This window comes from Burkholderia sp. TSV86, from assembly GCF_001522865.1.
GTDB lineage: Bacteria > Pseudomonadota > Gammaproteobacteria > Burkholderiales > Burkholderiaceae > Burkholderia.
Genome location: NZ_LOWB01000072.1, coordinates 20,403 through 32,687, shown reverse-complemented (window position 1 = coordinate 32,687; position 12,285 = coordinate 20,403). Strand labels below are relative to the sequence as shown.

Sequence of the window (12,285 nt, the reverse complement as noted above, 5' to 3'; positions counted from 1 at the left end):
GGCAAGCTGCGCGATGCCGTCAGCCGACCTGATTCAGCTCGAACACGGCATCGATGGCCGCGCCGTTCCAGTTGTATTCGAGGTATGCGGCGTGATGGCAATCGCGCAGCAGCGTTGTCCTGAACGCCGCCAGACATTCGCCGCCGGGATCGCGCACCGACGGATAGACGATGCCCGCGCCGCCCGCGTTTCGCACCGCGCGGCCAAGCGCCCGGCCTGCGGCATAGTCGTCCGGATCGAGCAGCGCCGGATCGCGTGCGCGCCAGGCCCGTACGTCGGCCACGTCGCCTTGCACGGCCACCGTATAGAGCCGCATCTGCTGGCGCATCGGCGGCTCCCTGGTCGCCGCAAGAAATAATGACGTGTGGTAGCGCGTCTCGGCAATTGCGGTAGTCCGCGAGCGCGCACAATAGAACACGCCGTAGCTGCCATCCGAGAAACGGCTGCCGCCCGGGTTCAAGTGCGTAAACGCTGCCATGATCGGCCCGTAACCGGGACCGAAGCGACGCTCGCCAGGCGGCACGAGTTCGAGTGTGCCGACTTCGGCGCGCACGCGGTCGTTAGTCAACGCCTCCAGCGCGTAGAGCGCGTCGAAATCCTCGGCCGATGCAACGCGGTCGAACAGATTGATCGCGGGAAAGCGCGTGGGAATCACGCGGTAGGCGGGCGTCCAGCTCAGCAGCGTGGTGGGCCAAGGGGGCTGCACTCCGGAGACAGTCACGCCCATCCGCCTCGCGCCGCATCGAGATATTGCCGAACCGCGACGAGATCGCTGATGTTCCCCGCGAGCATCCGGTCGAGCGCACGCTTGCCGTGGAATGGCGCGGCGTCGTTCGGCCGCTTGACCCACGCGTCAGCCGCAGCGGATTGCGGCAGCAGGATCTGCAGCGCCTTGTAGATGCCGAGCACGAGTGACAGGCGCTCGAGCGTATCGTGCGTAAGACGGGCGGTGTGCGGCGACGCCTTCCATTTGAAGAACGTCGAGCGGCCAGGCGAGCCGAGCAGCACGATCTGCTCGTCGGTCGACAGATCCCAGTCTCGCGCAATATTGAAAAATGCGCGCAAACCGGCTGCCGACATTTGCGCGACCGTTGCCTCGGGAGGATTCGGAAGCGGATTCGCAGCGGAACGGGGCATGACAGTTAGTCTCAAAAAGGATTCACTAACAAGATTAGTCCATTTTGAGATCTTTGCAAGAAAAATGGTCGCCACCCCTTCAGAATCGGAGGGAGGAAAATAGAGTCGTTTCGGGAACGGGATACGCGACCGCTATTGCGATCGCGCAGACGGTTCGCGCAGGCAAACCGCCTGAACCGCCTGCGCGAAATTGAATAAGACGAAATTGGACAGATATGCAGAGCCGATCAAGCCGGCCGCGCCGCATCAATAGCGGCGACCGGCGGCGAAAAGCTCCGTGCATCGCGTGCTCGCACCACCGATGCGATCTCGTCGACGCGCGACAACTGGTGACGGTTGTCGAAATCCCACGGATGGAAATCGGGCCTGAAGAAACTCAGCCACTCGCGTGCAATATTCGGAAACATCCCGTGGCGCGGGCCGTACAACAGCCTGACCACGCGCCACAGACCGCGCACACTTTTGTCCGAGGTGAGATCCCAGCGAATCAGCTGCGAATGTATCAGGAACACGTTTGGCCAGAACGTCAGCGTCGTCACCAAATACATGCCGACGCGAATCAAATAGCGCGCCGGCCCCGGCTTCATCACGGCATTCCAGACATCGAACGACACTGCCTTATGCTCGGTCTCCTCAAGCGCGTGCCACAGCCACATCTGTGCGTAGCTTTCGTGCGAACCAGCCAGCGCAGACGGTTGAGTCAACAGCCAGTTGGCCAACATCGCCGTATAGTGCTCGGCCGCGACCGTATGAGCAAGTTGCACCGAATGCGGCAGCACCTTCTTCATCCAGCCAGTCACTTTCCACACGCGCTTGTCGATGCGCCGCGCCGGCAACCGGTTCGCCTGCATCAGTTCGTTGTACTCGACATGCTCGCGCGTATGCATGGCCTCTTGGCCGATAAAGCCGAGCACCTGTTTTTTCAGCACCGGATCTTCGATGCGATCGCGGTAATTGCGCACGGAATCCATGAAGAAGCGCTCGCCCGCCGGGAACAGCAGCGACAACGCATTGAAGAAGTGCGAGACTTGCGGGCCCTGTCCGTGCCAATTCTTCGCACGCTCGACGGGCAAATTGAAGTGCAGATCGCGGCGAACAGGCATCGCGAACACGGCGTCCGTGGAAGTTGCAGGATGCTCCATCGCTGTCTCCTATTTTGCTTGCTCTCTTCAACAGAATGGACGCGCCGGATTCGGCCCTACGTCCGGCGATCGTCTGCCCATGCGCGGCTTCATCGCAGCGCGGCAGCACAACCGCAATTTACAGCAAACACGGCAATCATTACATCATTAGATGTAACAATATGGCGTGAAAGCGCGAATCCGCAAGACACTCGTTAGTAGCTGTCTTCCAAACGCCGCCGCCGGCACGACGCATCGGGAAATCCGGCCGGCTCGCCGCGGCTCCCCTACAATAGCGGGTCATTTCATTCAATTCAGGAGCATCTCATGGCAGTCGTCACCACCGCATCGGGCCTCAAGTACGAAGACCTGACCGAAGGCTCCGGCGCAGAAGCCCAAGCGGGTCAAACGGTGAGCGTCCATTACACAGGCTGGCTCACCGATGGGCAAAAATTCGACTCGAGCAAGGACCGCAACGATCCGTTCGCGTTCGTACTGGGTGGCGGAATGGTCATCAAGGGCTGGGATGAAGGCGTGCAGGGGATGAAGGTGGGCGGTGTGCGGCGTCTGACGATTCCGCCGCAACTTGGCTACGGCGCGCGCGGCGCCGGCGGCGTGATTCCGCCGAACGCGACGCTGGTGTTCGAAGTCGAATTGCTCGACGTCTGACCCCGGCGTGACCAAGCGGCCCAGCCCAAACGATACGGCGCCGGGCCGCTGATACAAAGCCGCGCAAGCGCTCGCCCACGCCGCCGGCCCCGTCATCGCCCATCCTGCTGCCCTGTACTGTTCGCCAGATCATGACCTGCCCTGCCTCTCCGACCTTGTCGCTGCGCCGTTACGGCGCGGTACAGGAATCGGACGTACACGACTTCCATCAGATCGTGCTGGGCGTCGAAGGCGCGATGACGATGACCGTCGACGGCGGGCATGCGCAAATCGACCGCTGCCGCGCATGGCTGATCCCAGCCGGCTCACGGCACGAATATGCGGGGCTCGGCGAAAACCGCCAGCTTGTGCTCGATCTGCCGCCCGGCTCGCTCGCAATACCTGAGCGGCTGTTCGAGCGAGCGAAAACCGTATCGATCGAACCGGAACTCACATTGCTCGTCGCCGAACTTGCTTCACGCACTGCGCTCGATTCGCAAGCCGATGCGATATGCGTGCGGCGCTCGCACTGGCAAGCGGCCGCGCAACTATGCGGCGCGCTCGTCAACAACAACCGCGTGCCGCTTCCGCCTGCCACCGGCCTCGATTTCGCCCGAATCGACCGCTGGCTGCGAGCACGCTTGGCTGAGCCGCTGCGCGTCGCCGATCTCGCCGCGCATTGCGGCTTCGGCATGCGGCGCTTTCACCAGCTCTTCTGCGACGCGTTCGGCGAAACGCCGCATCGGTATCTACAACGGCTGAGGCTCGACGTCGCAATCGTATTGTTAGGCAATCCCCAATATTCACTTAGCGAAATTGCCGGTGAAGTCGGCTTTGCCGACCAAAGCGCATTCACGCACGCGTTCACCAAACGGTTCGGACTCGCGCCGGGACAGTGGCGCGGCGGCCGATGAGCATGCCTGCAGATGCCGGCGCGCTGGCCAAGTTGGGCGCGCGGGATGTGCCAGCGTAACCGCTTCGGAAGCCGAATCTCCCTCTCCGCGCACCATCAACACTTCAAATGCCTTCCGTGCGAATGAGCATGCACCGGCCGGTCACGCTGCTCATCATCGTTAGCAACCCGCATCTTCCATACCGCCCCGCCGATGCATCAGCCCCCGGAGCGAATCGCTTCCTGATAAACCTCCGCCACCCGCTGCGCAATCACTGCATTGTCGAAATGATCGATCGCATAGCGCCGGCAAGCATCGGCATCCGGCAATGCGAGCGAACCGGACAACACGTCGATCAGCCCGCTCGCGATCGCGCCGGCGCCGGTCTGCGGCAACACGAGCGACTCGGACAGCCCGGCCACCGCCTCCGGCAACCCGCCGACGGGCGTGACGAGCACCGGCGTACCGGATGCGAGCGATTCGACCGTGATGAGACCAAACCCTTCGAGCGCGACAGTCGGCACGATGCTGAGCATTGCCGCGCGATACAGCGTCGCCAGATGGTTATCTGGGACGAAGCCGAGCAGCTTCACATTGCGGTTGACGCCAGCCTCGTCGATACGCGCCTGAAGCTCGCCTGCAAGCAGCCCTCTGCCTGCGATCAATAGCAACACGTCCGGATGGCGACGCTTGACAATTCGCATCGCATCGATCAAATCCTCGAGCCCCATGCGCCGCACGAGCCTTCGCACCGCGAGCACGATCGGCCGGTCTTGCGGCAATTGCAACATGTGGCGCGCATCGGCTCGCGTCATCGCCAAGTCGAACTGCGCAGCGTCCACGCACCCCGGCACGACGCGCACGCGCGCCGGATCGATCCCGTAGCGCGACGTCAGGATCTCTCCGAACGCGCGCGACAACACGATCAGATGCGACGAGCGCGCATAGACCGCCCGCTCGAGCCGGTGCTTGAGTTTTCGCCCGATCCTATGCGCGCCCTCGACGCGGCTCTCGTCGGCCCATGGCCCCTGAAAGTGCGACACCTGTGGAATGCCGCGCGTCACGTCGAGACCGGGAAACGTATACAACGCAAAGTGCGACGACACGATATCGGGCCGCTCCACGCGAATCACGTCGCGCAACGCACGGCGAGCCGCAACCATCCGGCGTGGCAGCGACTGCGTCGCCAGCCCGAAACCACGGATCGCACCGCCCGTGTCGGCCACAACGCGCGGCGAACCCGCGACGACGCCGCACACGGCGACACCCGCAGCCGGCAGCGCGCCGATGAGCGAGTAATACATCCGGTCGAGCCCACCCGCTCGCTCGGGAAACCAATGCATGCCAATCTGCAATGACTTGATCGGGGTGAGCTTGCGGATTCCGTTCATCGTGACGGCTCCTGTGTCTCTGCATGTTCGGTATTGCCAAGCGACGGCCGAGATCGCGGCCGCGACGACTGATATAACCGCCGGTACAGCGCGACGTACTGCGCACCCATGTGTGCCCAGCCGAATCCTTCCATCAACGTGCGCGCGGCACGGCCCATCGCGCGGCAGACGTCGCGCCTGCCGACGAGGCGGGCGATCGCGCCGGCAAGCGCGTGCGGATCATCGGGATCGTCGAGCACGATCCCGCATTCCGGTGTGATGATTTCCGCGCCGCCCGCGGTACGCGCGGTCACGACAGGCAGCCCCGCGGCCATCGCCTCCAGCAGCGACAAGCTCATTGCTTCATAGCGCGAAGGAAACACGTATGCGTCTACCGACGACATCAGCGTCGGCATGTCTTTCACGAGTCCGAGAAAATGCACGCGCGAATCGAGCTTCAACACGCTCGCCTCGCCCGGATACGGACTACCTGGCAAATGGCCAGCAACGGCCAGATGCACGTTCGAAGGCAATTGCGTGAGCGCCTTCAGCACGGTGCCAAGATTCTTGCGCGGGGTGCGCAAATCGCCGACGAACAACAGCATGAACGCATCATCCGGCAATCCGAGTACCGCGCGCTTGGGCACCCCGCTCGCGAAAGCGCAGGTATCGACGCCGTTGTAGATCACGGCGATCCGCTCGCCGTCGATACCGATCCGCTCGATCTCGCCAGCAACCTTGCGCGAAACCGCGACGACCGCACTCGAACGCCGGTACGCCCAACGCTCGAGCCTCGTGTTCACACACGTATAGACGTACTGATATGCGGACCACCATCCCTTCGTCAATCCAAATGGGTAGTAGCGGCTTGCGAACCAGCCTGCATGTACGAAGTGCGCGGTATTCACATCCGCGCGTATCCATGAAATGAAGCCGTTCACGTGTAAAACGTCATAGGCGTTGCGATGATTGCGCAGCCACCACGCGCTCTTGAGCGCGAACACCTGCTGCTCGACGAGTTTCGACAGGCAGAAGCGGCCCGCGCTGACCGGAATCCAACGCACACGTGCGTCAGCAAGCAACTCAGGCGCGACGTGCGACGCCACGAGCGTTACCTCGCAATTCTGCGCGAGCGCTGCCCGCGCGATTTCGTAATTGACGCGCCCCTGCCCATCGTTGTGGCGCACCACATGCGTGACGATCGCGATTCTCACTGACGATTTCCCGTAAAATGCGCGGCGCCTATCTGCTGTAGTTTTTGCCAATGCGCCGCCGACAAGATCGAAAAAATACTCATGTACAGCAACAAGCCGCCCGTTCCGATAAACGAGTTGGTGAAGACAAGCATCGCGAAGACCGATAAGCACAGACTCAGACACGCGGCGGCGAACTTGTCGCCGCGCAGCCTGAACGACGCCCGCACCGCTCGGACGATCAGCCATACCAAGCCACACAGATAGAGCAGCGTGCCGGGCCAGCCGAGCACGAACGGCACATTCATCACGCCGCTGTCGAAGCTGCCGTACTTGCCGAGACCGCCGCTGTCGCTCGACAGCTTCGTCGACGCGCCGGTCGCGCCGAGCCCTTCACCCGCGACGTCGGTAAACGCAGTTTGCGCGAACGCTGCAAAGAACTTGTTTCGATCGTCGTAGCTGCGATCGTCCTTCAGACTCGAGATCGATTGCAGACGCTGCCCGAGCCGATCGCCGATCGGGCCCGCCGTCAGAAACGGCAAGCACAGCGCGCCTAGCACGATCGCGCTGCCAACGATCCGCATGCGCGCGCGATTGCTCGACTTCACGAGTTGGATCAGCAGCGCGATTACCCAGCCGCCCCACGCCGAGCGCACAAGGCAAAGCATGAACGAAACAAATCCGGCCGCGCCCGCGATCCAACGCACACGCTCGGTTGCGGCAAACATGAATACAAGCGCCCCCATCATGACGAACGCGAATGGACCCGACGAATTCATCGTGCTGAACACGCGCACACCATACGGCACTGGATCGCCCTGCGAGTTCATCTGCGAGCCGATCATCCATAACGCATCCCACTTCGGCATCACAAAGAATTGCACGGCGCCATAAATGCCCATCACGAGCATGCCCCAAACGAATGTCGACAAAATCGTCGCGCGATACCGCGGATAATTCCGCACATGCACGGTGATGTGAAATCCGATCAGCACCGGGTAAAGCCAGCTCGCGAGATCGTAGCTCGCGGCAAGCAGACCGCTTGACACGATGCCGACAAAATACGCATAGGCGATACCCAAGAGGATCAGCAGCACCGGCAAGCCACGCCGCTCGGCCAACACCCGATAGTGGCGAAGCAATCCGAAGCACGCGATCATCGTGACCGCGAGCGGCGCGATCTGAATCAAGCTCGTCGGCGCATACGCACCTCGTGACCAGTCAGCGAGCCGCCGCACCTCTGGGCTCAGGAACCATATCCACCACATGAAACCGACATAACGCACGGGACTCCTGAAATACAGCCACAGGCCAGCCGCCGCCGCGATGCATGGAAAGGCGTATGTGAGCAGCGTGCCCTGCCTGATCGCAATCAGCAATGCCGTGATCATCCATAAACCCGTCTGTGCGGCCCAATGCTCAGGATCGCCCAAAAATTTCCGCGACTCTAAGCCGCTGTCGCCGGCATGGACGGAAATTGCGCTTGCATGCATCGATTGCGCCCTCATCCATTCGAACGCGTACTTGGTTTCGTCGACGCAAACGCCGCTTCGTCAGCCGCATGCGCGCGACGACGCTTCATCAAGTCGCGCGTGATCTGCACATGTTGCGCAGCAAATTGCCGAGTGGTCAGATTCCGCTGCATGATCCGTCGCGCGGCAGCTTGCGCACATGCGAGCGCCTGCTCGGGCCACGCGGCGAACGCGTCGGCCGCGCGCCGCAGAGCGAGCACATCGAACGGCGGTACATAGGCCGCGGTGTCATCGGGAAAATAATCACGCAATCCGCCGACATCTGCGACGATCATCGGCTTGCCCACCGCCGCTGCTTCGAGCATCACCGTGATGCCCGACGCATGGAAATTCGGCCGCAGCGGCACGACGATCAGATCCGCCCAGTCATAAAGCTCGCGCTGCCTGGCGATCCCCGACACCGGCGCGATCATGACATTCGGCGCATGTAGCGCACGCGATATCCGGCGCCGTGTTGCAAGACGCACCTCGTATTTGTCATCGTCGCGAAACGCCGTGACGAAGGTTTTCCAATCGCGATCCCGATCGTTGCCGATCGCCGCAATCCGCAGCGGCCAATGCGGTGTCCACGCGCCGGGCACGCACACCGGAAAGTCCTGCGTATCGAGCCCGTAATACACGTGTACTGCGTTGCGGTGGAGATAACGGCGGCACAATCCGGCGTTATCGCGCGCAAGCGTCGTCAGCACGTCCGCACGGCTCAGCAGTGCTCGATACAGCCAACGGCGGGCGCAGCTGTAATCTGGCCATCTGTCGAGCAACCAGATGCTCTGCGCAAGCAACAGCGGCCTCGCGCCGCACTCCCCCGAAAGCCGAAGCATCAACGCCGCTGCAAGATGCTCATGTTCGGTATGCGTCCAGATGACATCGCTATTGAGAAGAAACGCGCGATTGCGCCACGCGTGGACCAAATCAAAGCCAAGTGCGAACTTCAGCGCACGCCGGCCGATGCTGGCGAACCACCTTTCCTGCGCATCGCGCGAATACGTCAGCGCGAATTCGTCCGATTCCGCGTGGTGATAGCCATACAGGCAGCCGATGCCGTCGCCGTGGCGATATGTGTGCGGATCGGCACCATAGAATAAATGAATGTGAACCCTTGTAGCGGTCATACGCGGACTCCAACCAGTTCAAATCGGTTCGACATGCAAAGCACATCGACAGGCATCCGGTCATGCATTGCGCCGATGCGTAGACGGCGCCGCGCGCCGCGCGTCGCGCGCGCCCCGCCGCACTGCGCGCCAGTGCTCGCGCGTGATCGCGCCGTTGCTCGCCGCCAGTGTCAGCGCGACATGCACGAGGCCCGGATATAAGCGCGTGCCGACGAACGTCCACCACCACCACGCGATCTCGCACCGCACAGGCGACAAATGCTCGCGCAAGGTCAAATGCAAGTTGTAAGCCGCGTTCGATAGCGCCGTCATCGACGCGACGCCGCGCCGGTCGTCGTCGAAGCGCTCAGCCGGGTAATGATCCACGGCAATGGCCGGATCGTAGACGAGCTTCCAGCCCGCACGCTTCACGCACATGCTGAACAACGTGTCGTTATACGTCTGCGCACCGGCTCCACGCAAACGTGTATCGAAGCGCAGCCCGCCGATTGCCGCAACGCGATAGCTCATGTTGGCCCCTTTTAGCGTATCGGCTTCACGCGCCTGCCCGACGCCGAGATGGTGATTGCCGACAATCTTGCCCAGCATGGTCACCCGGCCCACCAGCGTATGCTTTCCATCTAGCAAACGCCCGTTCTCATACACCCAATCCCGGCCGCCAATCGCGCCGAGCCGCGCATCGGCGGCAAACGCCGCGCCGATTCGCTCAAGCCAATCGGCGCGGGGCACAGCGTCGTCGTCGGTGATCGCGACTACGTCGCCATTTACGGCGTCGAGTCCGCGATTCAACGCCGCCACCTGCCCCGGCACGTCGATCGCGACGACGCGCAGCGCGAGCGCGCCGCGCACGAGCGGATCGGCGAGCCGCTCGTGGGTTGCGGCGTCGTCGGAACGCGCGACGACGATCACCTCGTCAGGCGCCACGCGCTGCCGTTGTAACGCGATCAGGCAACGCGCAAGATCCGCGGGACGTCGATAAGTCGGCACGAGTACGGAGAGTTTCATCGTTATCTGGTCGATTGAGGAACAGGCCGGTGTCACGCGCCCAGGTATTCGTGCATGGCCGCACAGCCTCGGCCATAGCCGCGCGTGTGCGGCGGCACGCCGTTGAAGATTCCACCTTGCAGATACACACCCGCGGTGCGCAGCCGCTTGATCGCATCGCTGATTTCGGCTTCGGTATGCATGCCGGAGCGCAGCACCAGGAAGGTCGCGCCGGCGAGTTCGCCAAGGATCGCAGCATCGGTGACGGTAAGGATTGGCGGTGAATCGACGAGCACCAAGTCGTATCGCTTCGCGATACCGTCGAGATATTGAGACAGCCGTGGCGACATCAGAAGCTCGGACGGATTCGGCGGACAGGCGCCGGACGAAATGAACGACAGCCCCGGCACCGTCGTTTCGCGAATCGCCTCCTCCAACGCAGCCTGACCACTCAGCAGTTCCGATAAGCCGCTTGCCGGCTCGGCATCGAAATGGCGCTCGAGCATGCCGCGCCGCATGTCGGCGTCGATCAGCAAAACCCGCTTACCCGAATGCGCGACGAGTGCGGCAAGATTAACAGCGAGAAAACTCTTGCCGATGCGGGGCATCGGACCGGTCAGCAAAACCACGCGGTTCTTCGTCTCCGTTATGACGAACTGCATCGCCGTGCGCAGGCTGCGCAGACTTTCAACGCTCATATCCTTCGGCTTCACACACGCGAGAATCGGCTGCGGCGCACGCCCAGCCGCGTTGCGCGCCGATGCATCGAGACGCGCCTGTTCGTCGCTATGCGGCACGAGACCGTAGAGCGGCAAATTGAACATGCGCTCGATGCGATCCGGATCCTCGATACCACGCAACAAATTGCGGCGCAGGAACACGGCACCCGTGCCGACAATCAAACCAAGCAGCATCGCCGCCGACAGGATCAGCGCCTTCTTCGGCTTGATCGGCTGGCCGGGGCGCAGCGCGGCATCGACGAGCCGGATATTGCCTCCCATGCCCGCTTTTTGCACCGACAGCTCCTGCACACGGTTTAGCAGTAGCACGTAGATATCCTCAGCGACTTTCGCATTGCGTTGCAATGCCACCGCCTTCGCTTCCGTCAAGGGCAGACCGCGAAATTTTCGCTCGTACCTCGAGCGCTCGGCTTCGAGTTGACCGAGTTGCCGGCGCGCTGCAACGACGAGCGGATGCTCGTCCGTATAACGCTGCGCGAGCGACGCGAGCTGTAGCCGCTGCGCGGCGATCTGCTGCTCGTACAGAACGCTGCCTTCGAGATAGACTCTCGCCTCGTCACTCGCATTGATCGACCCGGACGTGCGTTGATATTCGGTCAGCTGCGCTTCCGTTCGTTCAAGATCCGCCTTCAGGCGTGGCTCCTCGCTTTTCAGAAACTCGAGCATCTTGGTCGCCTCCGCCTGTTTGCTCGTCACGTGCTGATGCAGATACGACTGTGCGAGCGCGTTCGCGATCTGTGCAGTCTGTTCGGGGTCGTTTCCTTCGAGCGAGATCTGAATCACTCCTGTCTGCTTGCCCTGTTCGCTTACCTGAATACCGGACTGAAATCCGGTGATTGCATCGAGATCGTTCAGCCGAACCACGACGAACTGCGTGCCGGGCCGCGCGATAAGCTTCGTCACCTTCATCGTCACCTCCGCGCCGCGTTCGATTTTGCCGAGCTTGCCTCTCAGCAGCAGCCTGCCGTCCGGATCGGTAAGCGTAAAATCGTCTGCCGTCCCTGCCGTCAGCGTTAGCTTCCTGCCCTCGAACGCGGGCGCCACCATGATTGAATCGATCACGGCCTCTTCGCCGCCCCATCCGTATGACGGCATATCCAGCCACGGCTCGGCCGGATGCCCCGGCGCCGCAAGCCGCGCAGCGATCGCGCCGAGGATCGGGAACGTCTTCGGCATCACCGATACATTCAACTTGAACTGCTCGACGACCGGTGCGACGACGCCGCGGCTCTTGATGATCTCGATTTCGGCATCGGTCTGCGGCGTCGGCGGGCCGCTATTGATCACGGCGCCCGTCTGCGTTTGCGTAAGCGCCTGAGAAGTGCTGTCGCCCGACTCCACCCGCACGTGCGCATCCGCTGAATACATAGGCTTCGCGACATAGCAGTAGAAGCTGGCAAACGCGACGACAACGAGCGCGATGCCGAGCAGCAGCCAGATATCGTCTATGATCACCTGGAGCAGATGACCGAGTACGACATCCTCCTCATCGGTCTTCACCGCGAGGCCGGCATACGGATGTGGCGCTTGCGTATTCACCATGCTTTTCCGCTTG

At 62.2% G+C, this 12,285-nt stretch carries 11 protein-coding genes; 2 read left to right on the top strand and 9 right to left on the bottom strand.

All coding sequences use genetic code 11. From position 1 onward, the window contains the following. Positions 1-19 precede the first annotated feature (19 nt). From WS68_RS10930 to WS68_RS10920, 3 genes are all read right to left on the bottom strand, one after another. Positions 20-727, bottom strand: coding sequence for an RES family NAD+ phosphorylase (locus WS68_RS10930; RefSeq protein WP_059570846.1), 708 nt, complete (start codon positions 725-727; stop codon positions 20-22). Further along, positions 718-1,137 carry an MbcA/ParS/Xre antitoxin family protein gene (locus WS68_RS10925; RefSeq protein ID WP_059570845.1) on the bottom strand — a complete coding sequence of 140 codons (420 nt, stop codon included), beginning with the start codon at positions 1,135-1,137 and terminating at the stop codon, positions 718-720. The genes WS68_RS10930 and WS68_RS10925 overlap by 10 nt, the downstream gene beginning before the upstream one ends. Before the next feature lie 227 nt (positions 1,138-1,364). Continuing rightward, positions 1,365-2,279, bottom strand: a complete 915-nt coding sequence (locus tag WS68_RS10920; protein WP_059570844.1) for a metal-dependent hydrolase — start codon at positions 2,277-2,279, stop codon at positions 1,365-1,367. 306 nt (positions 2,280-2,585) lie between these two features. On the opposite strand from WS68_RS10920, the gene WS68_RS10915 reads away from it, so the two are divergent. Continuing rightward, positions 2,586-2,927 carry an FKBP-type peptidyl-prolyl cis-trans isomerase gene (locus WS68_RS10915; protein ID WP_059570843.1) on the top strand — a complete coding sequence of 114 codons (342 nt, stop codon included), beginning with the start codon at positions 2,586-2,588 and terminating at the stop codon, positions 2,925-2,927. Positions 2,928-3,058: 131 nt separating this feature from the next. Beyond that, positions 3,059-3,820, top strand: a complete 762-nt coding sequence (locus tag WS68_RS10910) for an AraC family transcriptional regulator (RefSeq protein WP_059570842.1) — start codon at positions 3,059-3,061, stop codon at positions 3,818-3,820. Between the two features lie 197 nt (positions 3,821-4,017). On the opposite strand, the gene WS68_RS10905 is transcribed toward WS68_RS10910, so the two are convergent. Genes WS68_RS10905 through WS68_RS10880 form a run of 6 tightly spaced genes read right to left on the bottom strand, consistent with a single transcriptional unit; the run spans position 4,018 to position 12,272 of the window. After that, positions 4,018-5,190: a glycosyltransferase family 4 protein gene (locus tag WS68_RS10905; RefSeq protein ID WP_059570841.1), complete on the bottom strand. Its 1,173-nt coding sequence runs from the start codon at positions 5,188-5,190 to the stop codon at positions 4,018-4,020. Then, positions 5,187-6,383: a glycosyltransferase family 4 protein gene (locus WS68_RS10900; RefSeq protein WP_059570840.1), complete on the bottom strand. Its 1,197-nt coding sequence runs from the start codon at positions 6,381-6,383 to the stop codon at positions 5,187-5,189. Before WS68_RS10900 ends, WS68_RS10905 begins: the two co-directional genes overlap by 4 nt. Next, a complete protein-coding gene (locus tag WS68_RS10895) occupies positions 6,380-7,855 on the bottom strand; it encodes a glucose-6-phosphate isomerase (protein WP_059570925.1) in 1,476 nt (491 codons plus the stop codon). The genes WS68_RS10900 and WS68_RS10895 overlap by 4 nt, the downstream gene beginning before the upstream one ends. 11 nt (positions 7,856-7,866) lie before the next feature. Next, entirely contained in the window at positions 7,867-9,006 is a 1,140-nt protein-coding gene (locus WS68_RS10890; protein ID WP_059570839.1) for a glycosyltransferase, read from the bottom strand. Positions 9,007-9,066: 60 nt separating this feature from the next. Continuing rightward, positions 9,067-10,011 carry a glycosyltransferase family 2 protein gene (locus WS68_RS10885; RefSeq protein ID WP_059570838.1) on the bottom strand — a complete coding sequence of 315 codons (945 nt, stop codon included), beginning with the start codon at positions 10,009-10,011 and terminating at the stop codon, positions 9,067-9,069. Between the two features lie 32 nt (positions 10,012-10,043). Further along, positions 10,044-12,272: a polysaccharide biosynthesis tyrosine autokinase gene (locus tag WS68_RS10880; protein WP_059570837.1), complete on the bottom strand. Its 2,229-nt coding sequence runs from the start codon at positions 12,270-12,272 to the stop codon at positions 10,044-10,046. Positions 12,273-12,285: the final 13 nt, after the last annotated feature.